Origin of the sequence: Microcoleus sp. T2B6, assembly GCF_036700475.1 — a bacterium.
Lineage (GTDB): Bacteria > Cyanobacteriota > Cyanobacteriia > Cyanobacteriales > Microcoleaceae > Microcoleus.
Genome location: NZ_JAUBOZ010000055.1, coordinates 1 through 25,461, shown reverse-complemented (window position 1 = coordinate 25,461; position 25,461 = coordinate 1). Strand labels below are relative to the sequence as shown.

8 protein-coding genes are annotated in these 25,461 nt (G+C 46.9%); 6 read left to right on the top strand and 2 right to left on the bottom strand.

Annotated elements, in window-relative coordinates; all coding sequences use genetic code 11:
- Nucleotides 1–43 precede the first annotated feature (43 nt).
- A complete protein-coding gene (gene rsmI, locus QUA00_RS22065; protein ID WP_333411124.1) occupies nucleotides 44–928 on the bottom strand; it encodes a 16S rRNA (cytidine(1402)-2'-O)-methyltransferase in 885 nt (294 codons plus the stop codon).
- Between the two features lie 78 nt (nucleotides 929–1,006).
- On the opposite strand from rsmI, the gene QUA00_RS22060 reads away from it, so the two are divergent.
- The 5 genes from QUA00_RS22060 (at nucleotide 1,007) to QUA00_RS22040 (ending at nucleotide 20,419) form a co-directional block, all read left to right on the top strand.
- The gene (locus QUA00_RS22060) at nucleotides 1,007–1,867 is read left to right on the top strand and encodes a PfkB family carbohydrate kinase (RefSeq protein WP_333411123.1); all 861 of its coding nucleotides are present in this window, start codon (nucleotides 1,007–1,009) and stop codon (nucleotides 1,865–1,867) included.
- 229 nt (nucleotides 1,868–2,096) lie between these two features.
- A complete protein-coding gene (locus QUA00_RS22055) occupies nucleotides 2,097–3,221 on the top strand; it encodes a cupin-like domain-containing protein (protein ID WP_333309561.1) in 1,125 nt (374 codons plus the stop codon).
- Between the two features lie 388 nt (nucleotides 3,222–3,609).
- Entirely contained in the window at nucleotides 3,610–4,488 is an 879-nt protein-coding gene (locus QUA00_RS22050; protein ID WP_333147612.1) for a 3'(2'),5'-bisphosphate nucleotidase CysQ, read from the top strand.
- 399 nt (nucleotides 4,489–4,887) lie between these two features.
- Entirely contained in the window at nucleotides 4,888–13,062 is an 8,175-nt protein-coding gene (locus tag QUA00_RS22045; protein ID WP_333411122.1) for a DUF4347 domain-containing protein, read from the top strand.
- A 502-nt stretch (nucleotides 13,063–13,564) separates the two neighbouring features.
- A complete protein-coding gene (locus tag QUA00_RS22040) occupies nucleotides 13,565–20,419 on the top strand; it encodes a DUF4347 domain-containing protein (RefSeq protein ID WP_333411121.1) in 6,855 nt (2,284 codons plus the stop codon).
- Here QUA00_RS22040 and QUA00_RS22035 read toward each other — a convergent pair.
- Nucleotides 20,357–20,617, bottom strand: coding sequence for a DprA-like winged helix domain-containing protein (locus tag QUA00_RS22035; RefSeq protein ID WP_333411140.1), 261 nt, complete (start codon nucleotides 20,615–20,617; stop codon nucleotides 20,357–20,359). The two genes, QUA00_RS22040 and QUA00_RS22035, sit on opposite strands and share 63 nt — an antisense overlap.
- A gap of 354 nt (nucleotides 20,618–20,971) precedes the next feature.
- Between QUA00_RS22035 and QUA00_RS22030 the strand changes: the two genes are divergently transcribed.
- Nucleotides 20,972–25,461 (top strand): DUF4347 domain-containing protein (locus tag QUA00_RS22030; protein WP_333411120.1); only part of this gene is annotated, 4,490 nt, incomplete at its 3' end.

The following is a 25,461-nucleotide window of genomic DNA, read 5'->3' as shown; positions in this document are numbered from 1 at the left end:
AACCGCAGAGGGCGCAGAGGGCGCAGAGGAGAAGAGAAGAGAGTTATTCACAAGTCTCCACGGGTTGTTCTAGTGATTCATTGTCGCCTATTGTGAGGGCGAGTTGGTAGATTTGGCGGCGGGGGAGGGATGTTTGTTGCGCTAGCTGGCGGCTGGCTTGGGAACGACTTATGCCTTCGGCAATTAATGTTTGCAATTCTGCTTTAATTGCGTCTTCGGAAAATATTGGGGCGGCTGTTTGAATGCCGGCTATTACGAGGGTAAATTCTCCCTGGGGTTCGCGATTGGTGTAAAGTTCGATCGCACTTTCTATACTACCACGCCAAAACTCTTCGTGCATTTTAGTTAATTCTCTTGCCAGCACAATCTGTCTGTCGCTTCCCAAACTATTTGCTAAATCTTGTAAAGTTTGTCGCAATCGGTGGGGAGATTCGTATAATATTATAGTGCGGGATTCTATTTGCAAAGCTTCTAAACTTTGTTGGCGTTCTTGACCTTTCACGGGTAAGAATCCTTCAAATACAAATCTCTCTGTGGGTAATCCTGATGCAGTTATGCCAACTATGCAGGCGGTCGGGCCGGGAATCGGAATAATGTTAATATTAGCATCGGCGCAAGCTTTCACTAACTCGTATCCGGGGTCAGAAATTCCCGGCATTCCGGCATCGGTGACGAGGGCGATATCTTTGCCTAAATGCAGTTTGTCGAGGAGTTCGGGCAGTCGCTGCTGTTGGTTGTGTTCGTGATAGCTGATTTGGGGGGTTTTGATTTGGAAATGTTGCAAAAGTTTGCCTGTATGGCGGGTATCTTCGGCGGCGATGAAGTCTACTGTTTGCAAGATTTTGATGGCGCGAAAGGTCATGTCTTCGAGGTTGCCGATCGGGGTTCCTACGATGTAAAGTGTTCCTGTATTGGGATTTGCTTGCATTTTAAGATTGGATTTTTTAACGATGGGACACGGGCGGGACGCCCATGTCACAGGCCCATGCCACACATTTAAGAAGATATGAAAACGGGATTGTTTTTGGGATTGGCGACTTTAGATTTAGTTTATTTGGCCCAGAAGCCTCCGGGGGAAAATCAGAAAGTTGTTGCTTCTGATTGTACCATTGCTGCGGGCGGGCCTGCGGCAAATGCTGCGGTCACTTTTAGCTATTTGGGGAATGCGGCGGTATGGGCTGGTGTTTTGGGTACTCACGCGATCGCCCAATTAATTCGTGCAGACTTAGCGGAGTATAATGTCAGGATAATCGATTTGGAACCGGGGCGATCGCACTCGCCGCCAGTTTCCTCGATTATTGTAACTGAAGCAACGGGCGATCGATCGGTAATTTCGATTAATGCTACTAAATCTCAGGTTGACCGTCAAGCAATTAACCCGGATATTTTAACATCAGTTAATATTGTACTGCTTGACGGACATCAAATCGCAGCCAGCCAAGAAATTGCTCAACTTGCCAAGTCAAAAAACATTCCCATTCTCCTCGACGGCGGCAGTTGGAAACCCGGATTAGAGGAAATATTGCCTTTCGTTGAATGGGCTGTATGTTCGGATAACTTTCATCCCCCCAACTGCGACAATTCCGAACAAGTCTTTGCTTACCTGTCAGCAGCCGGAATTTCCCATATTGCCATCACTCGCGGCGAAAAATCAATTTTATACCTCAGCAATGGCAGTTACGGCACTATAGAAATACCTCAAATCCAAGCCACAGACACTTTAGGCGCCGGCGACATCTTTCACGGCGCTTTCTGTCACTACATTTTGCAAAATAACAACTTTACAGATACTCTCACCGCAGCAGCTAAAATCGCTTCCCATTCCTGCAAAAACTTCGGAACCCGCGACTGGATGAATAAGAGTTAATTTTCAATTAAAATTAACCAAAGTATCCGGGGAAAACCCCTCCCAGCTAGAAAACTTGAACTGGCAACACCTGTTAAGTTAAAATCCTAATAACAACCTTGACAAAAATTGTCAACTCCTTCCCTCTCTTCCTTCGCGCCCTTAGCGCCTTCGCGGTTCGTTAAAATTGCTATATTAGTAAAACAACCTCAAACCAAACCAAAGAGTCCCACAACAACATACCCGAATCATGTCTGACACCCAACCCCTAACTATCACCCTTCCCCCTTTGCGGATTACCCTAACAGAACAACAGCAAGTTAACCTAGAATGGCTGACACAAAACTTGCCAAATCTACTCACCCCAAGCAAACAAGAAGTCCCCGACAATATGAAACAGTGGGTGGCGGCCAACAAATTATTAAATCAACCCGACGCCGAAATCATTCAAGCCTTAATAAATACCGGCATAGATGCGGAAACAGCCACCGCAGAAGTGAGGGAAATATCCTCTCATCCCTACTTCCAAGCAGGTAGCCATTACGTGCAGTTATTGCAGAAATTAGAATCGCATCTCAGGATTAACAATCAATTAGCTGCATTGTCTTCCAAATTTGGCACAATCGAACGCAAAAGCAGCCTTTCCAGAGAGTATTTCCTCGAAAATTACTACGCCAAAAATACTCCAGTAATTATTACCAATATCATGCACAACTGGAAAGCATTGCAGTTGTGGACGCCGGAGTATTTGCAAGAAAAATATGGCGATGCAGAGGTGCAAATTCAAGCCAACCGCAATTCCGACCCGAATTACGAAATCAAGATAGAAAATCACAAAAAAATTGTTTTGTTCCGCAAATATGTAGAGATGGTGGTCAAGGGCGGGCCTAGCAACGACTACTACATGGTTGCTAATAACCAAACTCTTGAAAGAGAGGAATTTAAACCCCTATTCAACGACATTGAAATATTCCCAGAATACCTCAATCCAACGGATACAAAAGGCAGAGTTTTCTTTTGGTTCGGCCCGAAAGGCACGATTACACCGCTGCACCATGACCCAGTTAATTTAATTTTAGCTCAAGTGTCGGGTCGCAAACTAATTAAGTTGATTTCTCCCCAACAAACACCTCTGCTTTACAATCACGTCGGAGTTTTTAGCAAGGTGGATGGCGAAAATCCCGATTATGACAAATACCCGCTTTACAGAGATGCGAAAATTATTGAAGTCATTTTGGAACCGGGAGAGGCTATCTTTATTCCTGTTGGTTGGTGGCATCATGTAAAATCATTGGAGGTTAGTATTTCGGTTTCGTTTACTAATTTTGTGTTTCCTAATTATTATGAATGGAAATATCCTCATATTAATTGGTAATTATCAAGCGGGCGAATATAATTCGCTGCTACACATACAAAGTCCGCCTACGCGGACTAAGAGAATAAAAGATGTCTCGTTCTCTCGTTCTCTCGTTACTAGGCTCTGCCTGGTAACGCATATCTAGAGGCTCTGCCTCCGATTCTACTAATAGGAAAAGGAAGGCTCGGCTCCAGATTTTGCCAACAGGAAGAAGGAGGCAGAGCCTCCGGGTAGGCATTCCCAGGCAGAGCCTGGGAACGAGTAAACAGGAAGAAGGAGGCAGAGCCTCCGGGTAGGCATTCCCAGGCAGAGCCTGGGAACGAGTAAGGGGCGGGCACGGGGGCACCGGCCCTACAGAAGTCTGGGTTAATCGGCGTTTATCTGCGGTTCAAAAAAAAATAAATTCATGAAAACTCTCGAAGAAATCAGCGAAATTGCCCGATCGATCGCCTGGAGTGCATCAGATATCCTACAATCCTATTATCGGCAGGATTCCAACACTCCTAACCTCGACATCCAAGAGAAAAAAGATGGCCCCGTCACCGCCGCCGATGTCGCTGTCAACTCTTACATTCTCGACGAATTGCAGTCGGCTTTAGGGAATGCAGAATTTGGCTATCTCAGCGAAGAAACTTACAAATCTTATTTAGAAAAAAACGGTCAAATTCCCTTACGTCAAAGTTGGGTTTGGATTATTGACCCTTTGGATGGAACGCGAGATTTTATTGACAGGACAGGTGAATTTGCCGTTCACATTGCTTTAGCGTTCGAGGGAAGACCGGTATTGGCAGTTGTGGCTTGGCCCGAACAGCAAAAGATTTATTACGCAATCCGCGATGCGGGTGCTTTTATGGAAAGTCGGGACGGTTCTACGGTCAAATTGCAGGTTTCGGCGCGAAATATAGTGGCAGATTTATCTATAGTAACCAGCCGCAGTCACCGGGGCGATCGCTTTAATCAATTGTTACAAAAACTGCCTTGTCAAAATCAAATAGCTGTCGGTAGTATCGGCTGTAAAATTGCAACTATTGTGGAACAAAAGGCTGATGTTTATATTGCGCTTTCGGGAAAGTCTGCGCCTAAAGATTGGGATTTAGCGGCGCCGGAATTAATTTTGACTGAAGCGGGCGGCCGATTTACTCGTTTTGACGGTTCTACTTTGCAATATAACCGGGGAGATGTGAGTCAGTGGGGGGGATTGTTGGCGAGTAACGGTTGCTGTCACGCTGCTTTGTGCGGGCAAGCGGATGAGATTTTAGCGGGGATAGATGGGACCTTGGGCTAGTCACAAGTTTCGTAGGTGCGTTAGAAGAGTGTATTTTCTGCACGACTAATTGCTGACGCACCCTAAAGTATGTATCAAAATTGCTGAGTTTGAAATTTCTGTACAATTGTACTTACGTTTCACAAATATTTGTGGTAAATCAATCTAGCATTCGTTACAGTAATAATACTTAAGTATTTTCCATATCTTTATCAAAATTTTAATTAACCAGGTATTTTTTAAGAAAAATTTACATATTTTCTGTAAAAAAACTGTTATGGTTACGACAAAAGATGAGGACTCACCGGGTTTGTACGGAGAAAGGGTGTGTCTCTATAAATAAAAATTGATAGATAGTTTCGGACGCCAGTCACGAAATAGCGGAGTTTTTGTATTTTTTTAACCCCCAGTAGGTGCAGTATGCCAAATTTAAATAATCAAGTTTCACCAAGTGCGATCGCCTTTATCGACACTCAAGTTGAAGATTATCAAAGTTTGATTGCCGGGATAAAACCGGGTACAGAAGTAGTCGTTTTGGATGGGAATAAAGATGCGATCGACCAAATTACTGAAATTTTAGCTCTTCGTACCAATATTGACAGCATTCACATCATTTCTCACGGCAGTCCAGGCAGCTTGCAACTGGCCGACGTTCGCTTTAGTTTAGATGATATAGAGTGCGATCGGAATTCTCTACAGCAGTGGTTTTCGCCACGAACCGACTCAATCCCCAACAATCGACCTCACATTCTTTTGTACGGGTGCAACGTAGCAGCAGGCGAGACAGGTAAAGCATTTGTCAAACGCCTGAGTGAGTTAACCGGCGCTAGTGTTGCTGCTTCGCAAAACCTCACCGGAAGTGCAGCAAAAGGCGGCGACTGGTTCCTAGAAGTAACATCAGGGAAAATTGCCACACCTTTAGTATTTCGGCCAGAAGTGCTGGCGGCTTACAGCCACGTTCTCTCCAGCTTCAGTACGGCTACTAACTTTAGTGCGGGCTTTTCGCCGACGGCAACTCCTGTTTCGATTGATACGGGCGACTTTAACAGCGATGGTTTCCCCGACTTAGCCGTGCTCAACCTCAACTCCAGAGATATTTCCATATTGTTGGGGACAGGTACGGGCAGCTTTGGTACTGCTACTAACTTATTTAACCCCGGTAACGAGATTCCCAATTCCATTGCAGTGCGCGACTTTAATGGAGACAGCAAACTCGATTTAGCTGTAGCGAATCCTCTCAGTGGCGCTAATGGCAATTTCATTTCCATCCGGCTGGGGACAGGTACTGGCACTTTTGGCAATCCTACCAACTTAGGTCAAGGGATAAATCCTCGATCAATCGCAGCGGGCGACTTTAATGGAGATAGCAAGTTAGATTTAGCCACAGCCCCTTTGAGTGGCAACAACCTTTCAATTCTTTTGGGAGACGATACCGGTAGCTTTAGCACTCCCGCTACCATTAATACAGGAGCATCTCTTACTATTGCCACAGCCGACTTGAACGGCGACGGCAAACTCGATTTAGTCACCTCGAACAATAGCGCCACTAACAATATTTCAGTTTTGTTAGGAGATGGTACGGGCAACTTTAGCGCCCCCGTTAACTTTAGCGCGGGAACAGGGAAGCACTTTGTCGTTACAGGCGACTTTAATGGCGACGGCAAACTCGATCTCGCTGCATCGAACAGTCTTTCTCAGAATGTTTCAGTCTTGTTGGGGGATGGTACGGGTAATTTTGGTACTGCTACCAACTTTAGTGTCGGATCATCTCCCGAATCTGTGGTTGCGGGGGACTTTAATGGCGACGGCAAAACCGATTTATCCGCGTCTAACGGCGGAGATAACAATGTCTCAGTCTTGTTGGGAGATGGTACTGGCAGTTTTGGTACTGCAGTCAATTTTAGTGTAGGAACTATTCCCCGTTCGATCGCAGCGGGAGATTTTAATGCTGACGGCAAGTTGGATTTAGCTACGCCGAACTTTACCTCTAAAGATGTCTCAATTCTGCTGAATACACCCAATACAGTTAATTTCGGGGCTGCAACTTACAGCGGCACAGAAGGAACAACAGACACAGTAGTTAATATTCCCGTTACCCTCAGCGGCGGCACTCCTTTTGCCGATGTAACTGTACCAATTGCGATCGACAAGAGCAGCACAGCCACCCAAAATTCAGACTACACTATTTCCCCTACCTCGATTACATTCCCCGCCGGCACTACTACTCTCACTCAGGATATTGCAGTTACTATCAAACCTGACAATCTCCCTGAAACCGCCGAAACCGCAATCCTCAACTTTGGCGCAATCACCGGAGGCATTGCAGGTACAACCAAACAAACAACATTAAATATTGCAGCAAACGGTACTGTTTCTTATGCCGTTGCCGCTGGTACTGCCAGCATTCCCGAAGGCAATAGCGGCACAAAACCTCTGACTTTCACTGCGACTCGCAGCGGCAACACAGGCGGGGCAAGTAGTGTCAATTATACGATCGCCGGCACAGCTACAAACATCAGCGATTACAACAACATCGGTGGCACTTCAGGGGCAACTGCTGTTACTGGCACCATTAATTTTGCCGCCGATGAAACATCCAAAACTATTACTCTCGATGTATTAGGCGACACCCTAGTTGAACCGGACGAAACTATTGCCGTCACCCTGTCAAATCCCACCAGCCCAGGCGTAACACCGACAATTACCACTGCTACTGCTACCACAACTATTACTAATGATGACACTGCCGGTTTCACAGTTAACCCAATATCGGGATTGACTACAAGTGAAGTTGGTGGCAAAGCAGAATTTACAGTCAAACTCAACGCTCAACCTACTGCTGACGTTACCATCGGTTTGAGGAGTGACAATGTTGCAGAAGGAACAGTTTCAACTAATAGCTTAACTTTCACTCCTGCTAACTACAATCAACCGCAAACAATAACGGTGAGTGGTGTTAACGATTTAGTAGCTGATGGCCCTAAACCTTACAAAATTGTCACGGCTGCTGCTGTGAGTACCGATGTTAATTACACTAACCTCGATCCTGAAGATGTCATCGTCACCAACAGTGACAATGAAAGTCCGGGAATTACGGTGAATCCGACGGCGGGATTAACTACTGGTGAATCTGGCACAAAGGCTAACTTTACTGTGGTTTTGAATACTAAGCCGACTGCTGATGTGACTATCGGTTTGACCAGTGACAATGTTGCCGAGGGAACAGTTTCGACTAATAGCTTAACTTTCACTCCTGCTAACTGGAATACACCGCTGCCGGTGACAGTAACAGGGGTTGACGATAGCATTGTTGACGGCAATATTGATTACAAAATAGTCACAGCGCTTGCTGTTAGCACCGATCCGAATTATAAGCTAGATGCAGCGGATGTTAGCCTCAGCAATAAGGACGATGATACCGCTGGTGTTTCTATTACTACGACGAGTACAACTGCGACAGAAGGCGGTGCGAATGGCATTTATGAGTTCAAATTAACGTCGCAGCCGAGATCCCCTGTAACTATCACTCTCACAACAGGTGAGGAGATAGAGGCGATCGCCCCTGTAACTTTCACTACGGATAATTGGAATGTCGCTAAAACCGTTACGGTGAAAGCTGTTGACGATACGATTGTCGAAGGCGCCCACAGCGGTACTATCGCTCACAGTGTGAGTAGTGGTGATGCTAAGTATAATGTGGTTGTGGTGCCAGGGGTGACAGTGGCGATCGCAGATAACGACACTGCACCGACACCGCCGACACCGCCGACACCGACACCAACACCAGTTATAGTCGAGCCGCCGACACCGCCGACACCGACACCAACACCAGTTATAGTCGAGCCGCCGACACCGCCGGCACCGACACCGACACCAGTTATAGTCGAGCCGCCGACACCGCCGACACCGACACCGACACCAGTTATAGTCAAGCCGCCGACGCCGCCGACACCGACACCCCCTGCTATCATCAACACACAGAATAATTGGTGTGGCTTAGAAGCTGGATTGAACAAACTTGAAAACATCCTTGACGACCAGCTAAATACAATTAAACTACCCATAGTTGGTTCCCTCAAGAACATTGCCCCCAATTTTATTGACAGCTTCAAAAATAAGTTAGTCGATGCGGTTAAAAATGGGGTAAATCAAACTACCGAGCAGTTAGAAACTACTTTGGGCAATGTACTTGGAGCTGATTTCAACGTCAAAGTCGATCGCAATTCTACTCAAGAGGAAAGCACTTTACTAATTACTCTGGGTAAAGCATATCAAAGCGATGCTAATTTAGCCCAAAATTTAGGGATGCCTGGATTAGGTTTGACTACGGATGGGAAAGCTAAATCCACAGCAAATTTTGATTTGGCGATCGCTGTGGGTGTTCATAAAGATTTTGGTTGCTTCATAGATACCGACAAAACCAAGCTTACAGCTAATTTTGACGCCGGAATAGATGACAAATCTAAGGGGCAAGCTAATTTAGGCGTTTTACAACTTGACCTGAATAATAATCCTCAAAAACCCACTAAAGCTGAGGCTAAACTTGCCGTCAATTTGAAGGATTTGGATAATTTGGGAGGTGCGAATGATGGATCTCGCTTAACTCTCTCAGAACTTGGTGGTAACTATCAGTTAGCAGATTTGTTCAATGCTACCTTAACTGCTAACGCTAATCTCGGTCTCCAAGCTAAAACTAGCATTAACAGCAATCCTGCTTTTCCTTCCTTAAGTTTTGACCTGGGCGCTAATTGGCAGGCTATTAATTATACCAACGGTCAATTAACTGCACCGCAAAATCCAACAATTAACATCGATAACGCCTCTTTTAACTGGGGGCAAACATTACAAGGGTTGGAAACAAGCTTGACTCAGCTTCAAGACAGTCTCAATCAAAATTTACTGGAAGTAAAACTGCCAATTTTAGGGAAATTAAAAGATGTAATTCCCGGAGATTCTAGTGCTTTGACTTTCCTGAATACAGTCAAGGAGAGTACAATAAATGAGTTGAAGTTAGTTAGCGATCGTACTCTCAGTTCAACCCTCACTTCTCTTGTCCAAGACTCGCTAGATGGCAATTTCAACTCCGAAGCATTAGGGGCAAAATTAACTTCTCAATTTGCCCAGAAATTTTCTGAACAAATTGCCAACAACCTACAAGCAGGATTAACCAAATATTTTCCTTCCAAAAAACTCTTTGGCTTTTTAGATTGGCCTAGTTTGAGGGTAATTGGTAACGGTACTCCAGATGACATTAATCTGCAAATTTCCCTAGACAAAAACTATGAATTCCCAGATGTTAACCTTTCTGGAGACTTAGGACTTCCAGCATTAGGTTTGGACGTAAATGGCAAAGCACAATCCAAATTTGACGGTAACTTATCATTAGGATTTGGCGTCAATAAAGATTTTGGCTTCTATGTTGACACCAACAAAACCAAACTGGACGCAAATGTAGAAGCTGGTCTAGATAATAATTTCAATGCCAAAGGTCAATTAGGATTTTTCCAAGTAGACCTTGCCAACAATAAGGACAATCCTACCAAAGTTGAAGCAAAATTTGCCGTCAAATTAAAAGATTTAGATAATTTGGGAGGTGCTGATGACGGATCTCGCCTAACCTTCCCAGAACTGACTAGCAACTATCAGTTGTCAGACTTATTGAATCCTACCTTAAATAGTAGTGCTAATCTCGGTCTGCAAGCTAAAACTAGCGTTAACGGCAATCCAGCTATCCCTTCCTTTGACTTTGACCTTGGAGTTAATTGGCCGATCGTCAATTACGCTAACGGTGAATTAACCGGGCCGCAAAAACCCAGTGTTGAGTTCAAGAATATGCAGCTCGACTTGGGAAGCTTTATTACGGGTTTTGCTAAACCTGTCATCACCAAAGTCAATGATGTTGTGAAGCCGGCTCTTCCTATAATCAATGCACTGGAGAAGGATATTAAACTGCTGTCTGAATTCAAGGCGATCAGGAAGTTCTTCGACCAAGACCGCGATGGCAAGGTGACGCTGATCGAAATGGGTGCGACTCTCACAGGCACAACGATCGATGATCGATTCCTAGATGCCCTTCAGTACATCGGCCAAGCAAGTGATTTGCTCAATAGTTTTTCATCTCAAGAGGAGAAAATTGCTATAGATTTAGGTGACTACGCGATCGATTTCGATGCCACAGATCCCAATGCTGATACCAAAACTGCTAATACAACTCAAACCAAAACCGCCACATCTCCCACTGACCAAGCTAAATCAAATTCAAAGGGCAACACTCAAGAGTTGCTTTCCCTCTTTGACAAGATGGATGGGCTGAGTTTTCCTATCTTGAGAGAGCCTCAAGTTGCCATCGACTTGCTGATGGGTAAACCAGATGTCAACCTGTTCGACTATAAAGTGCCAAAGCTCGATTTTAATTTCAGTATTAATAGAAAGTTTCCTATCTACTCCATTCCTGTTGTAGATGTAGGTGTCAACGGCAAGTTACAGGGAAACTTTGAAGCTAAAGCTAACTTTGGTTTCGGCTTTGATACCTCTGGACTTTCTCAATGGAAACAATCTGGCTTTAATGCCTCAGATGCCTATAAAGTTCTTGATGGTTTTTATGTAAGCGATCGCGAAAATGCAGATGGTACAGGATCGGATGTTAATGAACTCAAGCTTAATGCTAGTATTTCGGCTGGGGGCGGAGTTGATATTGCAGTGGCAAATGCCTACCTCACGGGTGGAATTAAGGCTAATGCTAAATTAGACTTGCTCGACGTGGGAGAAGGGTTTGTTCCCTTTAGAGGAACGGGTGATGGCAAAATTCGCGGTTCCGAAATTACTTCCCGCATCAGCAACCCCCTGAGCCTGTTTGAAGTTAATGGTGACGTGAAAGCTGCCCTAGATTTTAAGGCTGAGTATTGGACTTTCTGGGATGGCTGGGAAACAGCTTACAAGAGGCGCCTAGGTGAAATAAAACTGGCTGACTTCCGATTGGGAAGTGGTTCGACGCGCAAGAGTCGCGCCATTGATGGTTACATCACTGGTGGAACAGTCTTCTTCGATGCCAACTTCAATGGGCTGCAAGATGATAATGAACCCTTCGCTTTTACCAACCCTGATGGCAGCTTCGACCTCACGATAGAACTAGAAAAATTCGACAACAATAAAGATAGCAAGATCGACTATACCGAAGGTAAAATTGTCATCACCGACGGGATAGATATCTCGACCTATTTGCCCCTAGAGACACAGTTGTCTTCTACTCCAGAGTCAGAGGTGGTGACACCTTTAACTACCGTCATCGCTGAGTTAGCCCAGCAAGGCACTGACCCTGAAACTGCTGAAACTCAAGTGAAATCAGCGCTGGGTCTGCCGGCTGATGTTGATTTGGGCAGCTACGATCCTTTGGAGGCGATCGCCAATAACGATCCCAAGGGTGTGGCGGTTTATGCAGCACACGCTCAGGTACAAAATACCATTGTTTTAGTCACCGATTTAATTACCGGTGCTTCAACTACCGCGAAAAATGAGATTGCCAAGAGCGTAATTTCTGCGGTTGCCAATCAAATTAAATCTGGCACTCTCGACTTCAGCAATTCCACACAAGTGCAGGCGATTATTGAGTCGGCGACGAGTCAACTGCAAGTACCGCAACTCTCTAGTATTGCTTCGGATGCTGCCCAAATTATTGCCGAGGGAAATCAGCGAATAAAGGCGATCGCATCCAGCAATTCCTCGCCCTCAGATGCCGCGACAGAAATCGCCCGCATCCAAAAAGTTGCACAAGGAGAAGTAGCCCAAGATTTACTGCAAGTCGCAGCCGGAAATAAAACGATTCAGTCGGCGATTTCCGAAAATACTGGTGCATCTCTAAATACCAAAATTCAGTCGGCGACAGCTAACAATCCAACAGTCCGTAATACTTTAGATACTGATGACTCCAGTACACCATCTACACCCGATGAACCATTCCCAGAAAGCGGTATTGAATTAGTTAAAGATGGGGAAAATACTACCGAAAGCACCGATGGCGATGATACCCTCATGGGCAGCGCTAGCGATGATATATTGCGCGGTAGAAAAGGAAATGACTTGCTGTTTAGCCTTGATGGCAATGATTGGATGAATGGCAATCAGGGGAACGACTTAACAGATGGTGGAATTGGTGACGATACGCTTTACGGCGGAAAGGGTTTTGATACCTTGACTGGTGGTGCGGCTAGTGATTTCCTTTCTGGCAATCGGGGTGAAGATATCCTAATTGGTGAAAAAGCCGACGATACCCTTTACGGCGGTCAAGGCAATGATATTCTGCTAGGAGGTCAGGGTAACGATTTCCTCAGTGGCGATTTGGGCGATGATACCTTAGTAGGGGATGTAGGCAATGATAAATTCTTACTCTCTACCAATTCTGGTATTGATACTGTTGCTGACTTTGAAGTCGGTCAAGACTTGTTAGTATTGGGTAACGGGTTGACTTTCTCGCAATTGGCCCTTGTCCAAGATAGCGATGCAACATTAATCCGGTTTGCACAAACAGGGGAAATTTTAGCTTCTCTGGCAGGAGTTTCTGCTAGCAGTATTAGTGCCGTTAATTTCGGATTGATTTAAGAAGGATGTGGGTTCAAGCACTTATTCTATCGGAGTTTGAAGTAAGTCCGCGCGTGCGAAGCTATCCCGTAGGGAATCGCCCGTAAAGATGGTAACGAATAAGTTTTAGGGGCGGGTTTTACGGGAAATAATTGCCTAATACCAATTATCCCGTAAACCCGCCCCCACCCTTGCGAAAGTCCGCTAGGGCTTGAAACGAACGGCCCAACCGCATGGCAGATATGTATCAAAAATCCCGTTCTTAATATTTCAGTATAATGACACTTGCTATTGAAATGTTTTTGTGTTATCTCATCCACCTCGCGCTGGCTTATCCGTAATATTACTTAATAAAATTCCCCATCTTTATCAAAACTTTAAATAAAAAGGTGTTTATAAAGAAAACTTTATAGATATTCTCTAAAAAAACAGTTATGGTTACTACAACCTTCAGAAAGTGTTTCGGATGCAAGTCGCGAAACAGGGGAATCCTTGTCTTTTTTTAGCTATTAGTAGGTGCATTATGCCAAATTTAAATAATCAAGTTTCTCCAAGTTCGATCGTCTTTATCGATACTAAAGTTGAAAATTATCAAAGTTTGATTGCAGGGGTAAAACCGGGTACGGAAGTAGTCGTTTTGGATGGGAATAAAGATGCGATCGACCAAATTACTGAAATTTTAGCTCTTCGGACAAATATTGACAGCATTCACATTGTTTCTCACGGTGCTCCGGGTAGCTTGCAATTGGGTAATGGCTGCTTGAGTGCAGATAATGTGGAAACTTATTCCGAGAAATTGCAGCAGTGGCGGAGTGCTTTAAGTGTTGATGCGGACATTCTGATTTACGGTTGTAATGTCGCATCAGCCTCTGGCGCTTACCCGAAAGTCCGCCAGGGAATGAATTCCCTGTCTCAAAGCGAAAGTCGGTTGAAACCGACTGGTAACAACCTCAATAAACAGTCCCTGAGCGAGGACTTTCGCTATGAGACGGGGGTTGAAACGAACGGCGGATCGGATGAATACGCCATAGATGATGAACAGGCGAGAGATATAGACGGTGTAGCCTTCATCCAACGGATTGCCCAACTCACAAATACAAACGTTGCAGCTTCCCAAAACCTCACGGGAAGTGTAGCCAAAGGCGGCGACTGGGAACTGGAAGTCAGAACCGGGGAAATAGAAACGCCGCTGACATTTGAAGCCGAAGTATTAGCAGGTTACGAGTATGTTTTGAATAGTTTTGGTGCTGCAACTAATTTTGGCGCGGGGGGGCAGCCGCAATTCGTCGGCGTAGGAGACTTCAACGGCGACACCAAGCCTGACTTAGCCGTGCCGAATCGTGTCGCTAACGTTTCTATCTTATTAGGGACAGGTACAGGCACCTTTAGTGCTCCCACTAATTTTCCTGTGGGACAATATGCCTTTGCTGTGACGGTGGCAGACTTTAATGGAGACACCAAGCTTGACCTAGCCGTTGCCAACTGGGGGAGTAATAACGTCTCAATTTTGTTAGGAACAGGGACAGGCAGTTTTGGTACAGCTACCAACTTTAACGTCGGGTCGAGTCCTTGGTCAGTTACGTCCGGCGACTTCAATGGAGATGGCAATATTGACCTAGCCACAGCCAACATTGACTCAAACAATGTCTCTATTCTATTAGGGACAGGTACAGGCAGCTTTAGTGATCCCACGAACTTTATCGTCGGGACAAAACCCCAGTCTGTATCTGTAGGCGACTTTAACAAAGACGGCAAACTTGACCTAGCTACGGCGAACTTTACCTCAAACAATGTCTCGATTCTATTGGGAACAGGCACGGGTAGCTTTGGCACTGCCACTAATTTTAGTGTGGGAACAAACCCCTATTCTGTTGCTGTGCAAGATTTTAATGGGGATGCCAACCCTGACATAGCTACAGCCAACGAAGGCTCTAATAATGTATCGGTACTGTTAGGGAATGGCACAGGTGGCTTTGGGACTAACACTAACTTTGCTGTGGGGACAGGGCCTCGTTCCGTTACTGTAGGTGACTTTAACGCCGACGGCAAAATTGACTTAGCTACAGCGAACGGTGTTAGCAGCTCGACCCCTGTGGCTAATAACCTCTCGGTTCTGTTGGGGACAGGCACTGGTACTTTTAGCCCTGTCGCCAACTATAGCTTGGGGTCAAATCCCTGGACTGTCACTGCGGCAGACTTGAATGCGGATGGGAATCTTGACCTAGCCACGTCGAACTATTGGACTAACGACGTTTCGATTCTGCTTAATACAACCCCGGCGGTAAATTTCGGGGCTGCAACTTACAGTGGCAGTGAAGGAACCGCAGATACAGTAGTCAATATTCCCGTTACTATCAGCGCCACTCCTGACGCTGCTGTAACAGTGCCTATTGTCATCGACCCCAGCAGCAGTGCCACCGAAAATTCAGACTACACCTTTTCGCCTACCTCGATTACATTCCCCGCAGGTGCAACAGGTGACGCACTCACCCAGAATGTTGCATTTACTATCAAACCCGACAACATAGTTGAAAATGCCGAAACCGCCATCCTCAACTTTGGCACAATCACCGGTGGCGTTGCCGGTACAACCAAACAAACCACACTAACTATTGCGGCTAACGGTCAACCTTCAAGCCTGAGTCCGTACCAAATAGACCTCAAAACAGGCGCAATTACCGGTGGGCCAAACCCGTTTATTTCTCTAGTAAATACCCCGACCGACTCAAACGCAGACAGTTGGTTAGAAGCGGTAGCCAAAATCAATTTTGACGGCAAGATCAAAAAAGCAAAATTCATCGTTGAATACGACAAAACTCCGTCAGGATGGACGGTAAATCTCGGCGACTCAGCGTCAAACGATGGCTATGGAGGGGATGCCAGCACTAACAGCCGCGATGCCGAGATGCAGATTGTTAACGGGGGTATGGCAGTTTTTGGGAATGACTACAATACACCCGCTGGGGGAGAACTTACCCCAGGAAATGTGCCTAACTTTGTGAGTAATGGTTCCCGCGTCGAGTTAGAAGTGAGCAACGAACAACTTGCGTGGGATAACAAAAGCGGGCTAAAAAATAGCCTGAATTCCCCATATCTTTACGCCCTCAACGGTCAACCTGATGCTACTGGGCCAGTCAATTCCGAGATTTACGCCGGATTTAACAGGGTGATTTCTGGGCCCGGCGATCGCATCGGATCGGGTGCTAGCAAGGTGACAATTCTGCTCAATCCGATCGACTACGCGATTAGTGCTGGTGTTGCAACCGTTACAGAAGGAAACTCCGGTACAACTGCTGCCACTTTTACTGTTACTCGCAGCGGTTGCACTGATTTGGCGAGCACAGTAGATTATGCGATCGCAGGTACTGCTACAAACGCCAGCGATTACAACAACATCGGCGGCACATCCGGTGCAACTGCTGCGACTGGTACGATTAATTTTGCAGCGGGCGAGACATCGAAAACCATTACTCTCGATGTTTTAGGCGACAGTGCGATCGAAGCCAATGAAACCCTTGAGGTTACGCTGTCAAATCCCTCGGTATTAGATTCTACACCGACAATTACCACTGCTACCGCTACCACAACTATTACTAATGATGATGTAGCGCCACCGACACCGACGCCAACGCCGACACCAGTCACGCCGACGCCGACACCAGTCACTCCGACGCCGACACCGACACCAGTCACGCCGACACCGACGCCAGTCACGCCAACACCAACGCCGACGCCAGTCACGCCAACGCCGACGCCAGTCACGCCGACGCCGACGCCAGTCACGCCAACACCGACGCCAGTCACTCCGACGCCGACGCCGACGCCAGTCACGCCGACGCCGACGCCAGTCACGCCGACGCCGACGCCGACGCCAGTCACGCCGACGCCGACGCCAGTCACGCCAACACCAACGCCAGTCACGCCAACACCGACGCCGACGCCAGTCACGCCAACACCGACGCCGACGCCAGTCACGCCGACTCCGACGCCGACGCCAGTCACGCCGACTCCGACGCCGACGCCAGTCACTCCGACTCCAACGCCGACAACTGGTACTCCGACGCCAACGCCGACAACTGGCACTCCGACTCCGACGCCGACAACTGGTACTCCGACGCCGACGCCGACAACTGGCACTCCGACTCCGACGCCGACAACTGGCACTCCGACTCCGACGCCGACAACTGGCACTCCAACTCCGACGCCGACAACTGGCACTCCAACTCCGACGCCGACAACTGGCACTCCGACGCCAACGCCGACAACTGGTACTCCGACGCCGACGCCGACAACTGGCACTCCGACGCCGACGCCGACAACTGGCACTCCGACGCCGACGCCGACAACTGGTACTCCAACACCGACGCCCACGCCGATACTTGGAAGTCCTGGCATTGTTATTAGTCCGGCATCGGGATTAGTAACTACAGAAGCAGGTGGCACAGACCAATTCACCATCAAACTCAACCGCCAACCGACTGCGGATGTAACGATTGGTTTGCGTAGCAGCAATGAGGCAGAGGGAGTAATTTCGACGGAATCAATTACTTTCAATTCTGCTAATTGGAATCAGTGGCAGCCGGTTACGGTAACGGGTGTCAACGATCGAGTATTTGACGGCGATAAGACTTATCAGATTGTGACTGCCCCTGCTGTGAGTGCCGATAGTAACTACAACGGCCTCAATGCACCGGATGCGACTGTTGTTAACAGGGGTAACACCATACCGCCATCTAACGATCTGATTGCTGGTGGTCCTCGCAACGATCAGATTCTTAGTATTCCCACGGTAAATTTTTCCCCAGCTACTTACCAAGTCAATGAAAGTCGCACAGTAACCGTTCAGAAACAAATTACCCTCACTCGCACTGGGGATCAAAGCAACTTTTCCACGGTGTGGCTAGAACGTCCTACTGGTTCAGCTACTTTGGGAATAGATTGGAACGTTCCGCCCAATTTCTCTCCTCAAATCACCTTTAACCCAGGCGAAAATAGCAAAACTTTGACAATTGACATCTTACCGGATGGTCAGTTTGAGGGAACAGAAGAAATTGCGTTTCGGATCGCCAATGGGGGGGTTAATGTCAATATCGGCACCCAAAACACTGCTACCTTGCAAATTTTCGATGCTGAGGGGCCTCCTACAATTAATTTCTCCCCAGCTACTTACCAAGTCAATGAAAGTCGCACAGGAATCGTTCAGAAACAAATTACCCTCACTCGCACAGGGGGGAATATAGACAGCTTTTCCAGGGTGTACCTAGAACCTCCTACTGGTTCAGCGACTTTCGGAACAGATTGGAATACCCCCAATTTCTTTCCTGAAATCACATTTAACCCAGGCGAAAAGACCAAAACTTTCACAATTGACGTTTTTCCGGATGCTCAAGTTGAGGGAACAGAAGAAATTGCGTTTCGGATCACCAATCGGGATAATTCCATTATTGGCACCCAAAACACTGCCAGTCTGAAAATTATCGATGCTGAATCTACACTCAACAACAACCCGCCGGTGGTGACTAATCCCCTCTTGAATCAACGTGGTCCCAATCCCCGCCGCGACTTCAGTGTGACTCTTGCTCCCAACACCTTTACTGATCCCGATCCCGGTGACAGCCTCACTTACTCCTACTCAATAATTCCAGAGCCGGATCCCAACGGACCCTTCGGCCCCAACCGTCTCGATTGGCTGACCTTCGACCCCAATACCGGCACTTTCATTGCACCCGATTGGCTGACCTTCGACCCGAATACTCTGACCTTTAGCGTGAATTTGAATGCTGGCAATGTTCCCTCATTCTTCTATGTGCCAATTAAGGTGACAGCAACGGACAATGCGGGTGCCAGTGTCAGTGACTTCTTCCACCTGTACCGCGCCGACAGCCTTTCTGGCGTCGCAATTGACGGTTATATCTCCGGTGCTACTGTGTTCTTAGATGCCAACAAAAACGGCATCCTCGATGCCAACGAACCATCCACCACAACTAACAGCAGCGGTGAGTTTAATCTCGATATCCCCTTCGAGACATTCGACACCAACAAAAACGGAGAAATCGACCCATCAGAAGGCAATTTAGTAGCCATAGGAGGCATTGACACCGCCACCGGCTTACCCCTAGAAACACCAGTCACCGCACCACCAGATGCGAGTGTAGTCACCCTCCTAACCAGCTTAATCGCCGACTTAATCGACAAAGGAATTGAACCAGAAGAAGCCCAATCTTTAGTCAAAGCCGCCCTTTCTCTCCCCGCTGAAGTTGACCTAACTAGCTTAGACCCTATCTTAGCTACCAATAACAATCAACCGGGCGGAGTCCAAGTCTTAGCCGCAATGGTGAAAGTCCAAAACTTCATCACCCAAACTAGCGGTTTGATTGACGGTGCATCCAGTGCAGTCAATACCGATATTGTCAAAGCTGTTGTCAGTTCAATTACGGCTCAAATTCAATCCGGTACAGTCTTAAACCTCAGCAATGCCGCAGCCTTAGAACCAATCATTCAGCAAACAGCCGCGAAAATCCAGCAAATAGACCCCAGTTTCAACAGTCAAACAGTCAGCCAAATTACATCGCAATCCGCGACAGTAATGGCAACAGCCAATCAGCGCATTGATGCGGCTGTCTCCAACCCAACAGGAACATCAATTCCTGAATCACTTGCCCGCCTCCAACAAGTAGCCTTGGGCCCAACCACTCAAGACTTCAAATCAGTTGGTACAGGAAATAAACCTATTTCCCAGTTAGTTGCTGACAATACTGGTACTGCTTTAGATAGCAGAATCGAAGCTGTAGTATTGCCTGTTGGGATTGCGACTCCTGTTGTCAGCGGCGATGCTGATTTGGGCAGCAATTCCCCGGATGCAATTCTCGGTACTAATGGCGACGATATCCTGACTGGCGACAGCGGAAATAATGTGTTGATGGGGATGAGGGGCAATGATTCCCTCGATGGAGTTCTGGGGAATGACACTATTTTTGGTGGCAAAGGTAGCGATACAATCCTGGGAAGCAGCGGTGATGATGTCTTATTTGGCAACCGTGGTGCTGACATTTTGAATGGCGATGATGGTAATGATATTCTTTACGGAGGTAAGGGCGATGATTTACTCAATGGCGGTTTGGGAAGTGATACTTTGGTAGGAGGAATGGGAGTAGATAAATTCCTACTCTCTACCAATTCCGGTACTGATACGATTACTGATTTTGAAGTCGGTCAAGACTTGTTAGTATTGGGTAGCGGGTTGAGTTTCTCGCAATTGGCAATTGCTCAAGATAGCGGTGCAACTTTAATCCGGTTGGCACAAACCGGGGAGATTTTAGCTTCTCTGGCCGGAGTTTCGGCTACCAGTATCAGTGCCGTTAATTTCGGATTGATTTAAGAGCGATTTCGGGTTTATTACCCAGATTTCTGCCTTCCGAGAAACTCGTGAGCGCGAGAGTAAGACAGGGGTTAAAAACCCCTGTCTCATAGAAACTAATCCCAACAATTCCAACTGCAAAAGTATACGAGAAACTGTTCCCGCTTCTAATCGAGATGCTTCCACAATTGTATTAAAAGAAATCGGCCCAGAGGCGATCGCACAGCGTCTTCCACCAATCGATCGAACTCTGGTACTAAACCTCTGAACCTCTACTCCTATATTCTCCTTCCCATACTCTGCACGGGGACTAAAATATTTCAGTATAATGATACTTGCTATTGAAATGTTTTTGTGTTATCTCATCCACATCGCGCTGGCTAACCCGTAATATTACTTAATAAAATTCCCCATCTTTATCAAAACTTTAAATAAAAAGGTGTTTATGAAGAAAACTTTATAGATATTCTCTAAAAAAACAGTTATGGTTACTACAACCTTCAGAAAGAGTTTCGGATGCAAGTTGCGAAACAGGGAAATTATTGTCTTTTTTTAGCTATTAGTAGGTGCAGTATGCCAAATTTAAATAATCAAGTTTCTCTAAGTTCGATCGCCTTTATCGATACTAAAGTTGAAAATTATCAAAGTTTGATTGCAGGGGTAAAACCGGGTACGGAAGTAGTCGTTTTGGATGGGAATAAAGATGCGATCGACCAAATTACTGAAGTTTTAGCTCTTCGTACCAATATTGACAGCATTCACATTGTTTCTCACGGTGCTTCGGGCAGCTTGCAATTGGGTAATGGCTGCTTGAGTGCAGATAATGTGGAAACTTATTCCGAGAAATTGCAGCAGTGGCGGAGTGCTTTAAGTGTTGATGCGGACATTCTCATTTACGGTTGTAATGTCGCATCATCACCTCGCGCTTACCCGAAAGTCCGCCAGGGAATGAATTCCCTGTCTCAAAGCTCAAGTCGGTTGAAACCGACTGCTTACCCGAAAGTCCGCCAGGGAATGAATTCCCCGGCTCAAAGCTCAAGTCGGTTGAAACCGACTGAAAACAAACTCAATAAACAGTCCTCTTCAGAGGACTTTCGCTATGAGACAGGGAATTCATTCCCTGGCGGATCGGATGAATACGCCATAGATAATGAATACGCCATAGATGATCGACACGCCAGAGATATAGACGGTGTAGCCTTCATCCAACGAATCGCCCAACTCACAAATACAAACGTTGCAGCTTCCAAAAACCTCACCGGAAGTGTAGCCAAAGGCGGGGACTGGGAACTGGAAGTGAGAACCGGTTCAATAGAAACGCCACTCGTATTTGAAGCCGAAGTATTAGCGGGTTACGAGTATGTTTTGAATAGTTTTGGTGATGCGACTAATTTTGGCGCGTGGACAAATCCCAAAGGTATTAATGTATTGTTTTTCAACGCTGATACCTTTCCAGACTTGGTGGTGACCAACCTATCAAGCGAAAACATTTCAATTTTGTTGGGAGATGGAAATGGCAATTTTGGAACAGTTACCCAATTGGCTGTAGGTTTGGATCCTGTTTTCGTCACATCAGGACTTTTTAACGCTGACAATTTCCCCGATTTGGCAGTAGCAAATAGCAGTAATAGCAGTGTGTCAATTCTGTTAGGAAATGGCACGGGCGGACTCATTAGTCCACCCAGCACCTTTAGTGTGGGTAACACTCCCTCTTCAATAGCTGTCGGGAACTTTAACAGCGACACTTTCCTCGATTTAGCAGTGGTAAATGCTAACCCTCAAGGTACGGGTAGTGTCTCAATTTTGTTGGGAAACGGTGCTGGCAGCTTTGGCGCTGCCACTAATTTCAATGTTGGTGCGATTCCTGGTTCCGTTGTTGTAGGGAACTTTAATGCTGACAGTTTACCTGACTTAGCCGTTGCCAACAGCCTCTCTAATAATGTCTCAATTATGTTAGGAAATGGCACGGGCGGATTTGGTGCAGCTACTAATTTTGGGGCTGGGCAAAATCCAAATTCGATCGCCACTGGGGACTTTAACGGAGACAATTTCCTCGACTTAGCCACAGCTAACGGCGGTTCTAACAGTGTGTCAATTCTATTGGGAAATGGCACTGGTGGCTTTGGCCCGGCCACTACTGTTAACGCAGGGGCAGGGCTTAACGGCATTGTGGTGAAAGACTTTAGCGGAGATGGCAGACTTGACTTAGCAGTAACAGGAACCAGCGGCGCTGCAATTTTAGTAGGCAACGGCAATGGCGGTTTTAGTGCACCCATTAACTTTGCTGCGGGCACAGATCCAACTTCCATTATTGCAGGCAACTTTAATGCTGATACTCTCCCGGATTTGGCAGTAGCGAATAACGGTTCAGACAACGTTTCTGTGCTGCTAAATACCCCCAATACAGTTAATTTTGGTACTGCAACTTACAGTGGCACAGAAGGAACAACAGACACAGTAGTTAATATTCCCGTCACCATCAGCGGCGGCACTCCCTTTGCCGATGTAATTGTACCAATTGTCATCGACTCCAGCAGCACAGCCACCGAAAATTCAGACTACACCTTTTCGCCTACTACTGTTACATTCCCCGCCGGCACTACTACTCTCACCCAGAATGTTGCATTTACTATCAAACCCGACAATCTCCCTGAAAACGCCGAAACCGCAATCCTCAACTTTGGCACAATCACCGGAGGCATTGCCGGTACAACCCCTCAAACAACACTAACTATTGCAGCAAACGGTACAGTTTCTTATGCCATTGCTGCCGGTACTCCCAGCATTCTTGAAGGCAATAGCGGCACAAAACCTCTGACTTTCACCGCCACTCGCAGCGGCAACACAGGCGGGGCAAGTAGCATCAATTATGCCATTACCGGAACAGCTACAAACATCAGCGATTACAACAACATCGGCGGCACTTCAGGGGCAACTACTGCTACTGGCACAATTAATTTTGCCGCCGATGAAACATCCAAAACCATTACTCTGGATGTATTAGGCGACACCCTAGTTGAACCCGACGAAACCATAGCCGTCACCCTGTCAAATCCCACCAGCCCAGGCTTAACACCGACAATTACCACTGCTACTGCTACCACAACTATTACTAATGATGACACTGCCGGTTTCACAGTTAACCCAATATCGGGATTGACTACAAGTGAAGTTGGTGGCAAGGCAGAATTTACAGTCAAACTCAACGCTCAACCTACTGCTGACGTTACCATCGGTTTGAGGAGTGACAATCTTGCAGAAGGAACAGTTTCAACTAATAGTTTAACTTTCACTCCTGCTAACTACAATCAACCGCAAACAATAACGGTGAGTGGTGTTAACGATTTAGTAGCTGATGGCCCTAAACCTTACAAAATTGTCACGGCTGCTGCTGTGAGTACCGATGTTAATTACACTAACCTCGATCCTGAAGATGTCACCGTCACCAACAGTGACAATGAAACTCCGGGAATTACGGTGAATCCGACGGCGGGATTAACTACTGGTGAATCTGGCACTCCTGCTAACTTTACTGTGGTTCTAAATACTCAGCCGACTGCTGATGTGACTATCGGTTTGAGCAGTGACAATGTTGCCGAGGGAACAGTTTCGACTAATAGCTTAACTTTCACTTCTGCTAACTGGGATACAGCGCAGCCGGTGACAGTAACAGGGCTTAACGATAGCATTGTTGACGGCAATATTGACTACAAAATTGTCACGGTGGCTAGTGTTAGTACAGATCCGAATTACAGCAATAAAGATGTAGCGGATGTTAGCCTCAGCAATAAGGACGATGATACCGCTGGTGTTTCTATTACTCCCAAGGCAACAACTGCTACTGAAGGCGGCGCGACGGGCAGTTATGATCTCAAATTAACGTCGCAGCCGATCGCCCCTGTTACCATTAACTTTAATGCCCCAAGTGAAATAAATGCGATCGCCCCTGTTATCTTTGATAGCACTAACTGGAATGTTGCCAAAACAGTCACTGTCACGGCTACAGACGACAGCAAAGCCGAAGGCACGCACAGTGGTACGATCGCTCACACTGTTACCAGTACCGACACTAAGTATAGTGGTCAGACGGTTCAGGATGTAAATGTAGCTATTACCGACAACGAGACAGCAGGTGTCAGCATTACACCTACGAGCACAACTGCTACAGAAGGCGGGGCGAATGGCAGTTATACAGTCAAACTCAACAGCCAGCCGATCGCCCCTGTTACCATTAACTTTAATGCCCCAAGTGAAATAAATGCGATCGCCCCTGTTATCTTTGACAGCACTAACTGGAATGTTGCCAAAACAGTCACTGTCACCGCTACCGACGATAGCAAAGCCGAAGGTACGCACAGCGGCACGATCGCTCACACTGTTACCAGTACCGACACTAAGTATAGCGGTCAGACGGTTCAGGATGTAAATGTAGCTATTACCGACAACGAGACAGCAGGTGTCAGCATTTCTCCCACGCAAACAACTGCTACAGAAGGCGGCGCGGATGGCAGTTATGGGATCAAGTTAACATCGCAGCCGATCGCCCCTGTAACTATCACTCTCACAACAGGTAATGAGATAGAGGCGATCGCCTCTGTGACTTTCACTACGGATAATTGGAATGTCGTTCAACCCGTTACGGTGAAAGCGGTTGACGATGCGGTTGTGGAAGGGGCGCACAGCGGTAATATTACTCACAGTGTGAGCGGTGGTGATGCTAAGTATAATGTGGTTGTGGTTCCAGGGGTGACAGTGGCGATCGCGGATAACGATGTAGCGCCACCGCCGCCGACACCAACACCGACGCCGACACCAACGCCACCGCCGACACCAACACCGACGCCGACACCTACACCGGCAACTGGTACTCCGACGCCGACACCGGCAACTGGTACTCCGACGCCGACACCGGCAACTGGTACTCCGACGCCGACACCGGCAACTGGTACTCCGACGCCGACACCGGCAACTGGTACTCCGACGCCGACACCGGCAACTGGTACTCCGACGCCGACACCGGCAACTGGTACTCCGACGCCGACACCGGCAACTGGTACTCCGAC

Bases quoted from the DNA above. Each gene is read 5' to 3' on its own strand.
- rsmI (WP_333411124.1), bottom strand. From the start codon at position 928: ATGCAAGCAAATCCCAATACAGGAACACTTTACATCGTAGGAACCCCG.
- QUA00_RS22060 (WP_333411123.1), top strand. From the start codon at position 1,007: ATGAAAACGGGATTGTTTTTGGGATTGGCGACTTTAGATTTAGTTTAT.
- QUA00_RS22055 (WP_333309561.1), top strand. From the start codon at position 2,097: ATGTCTGACACCCAACCCCTAACTATCACCCTTCCCCCTTTGCGGATT.
- QUA00_RS22050 (WP_333147612.1), top strand. From the start codon at position 3,610: ATGAAAACTCTCGAAGAAATCAGCGAAATTGCCCGATCGATCGCCTGG.
- QUA00_RS22045 (WP_333411122.1), top strand. From the start codon at position 4,888: ATGCCAAATTTAAATAATCAAGTTTCACCAAGTGCGATCGCCTTTATC.
- QUA00_RS22040 (WP_333411121.1), top strand. From the start codon at position 13,565: ATGCCAAATTTAAATAATCAAGTTTCTCCAAGTTCGATCGTCTTTATC.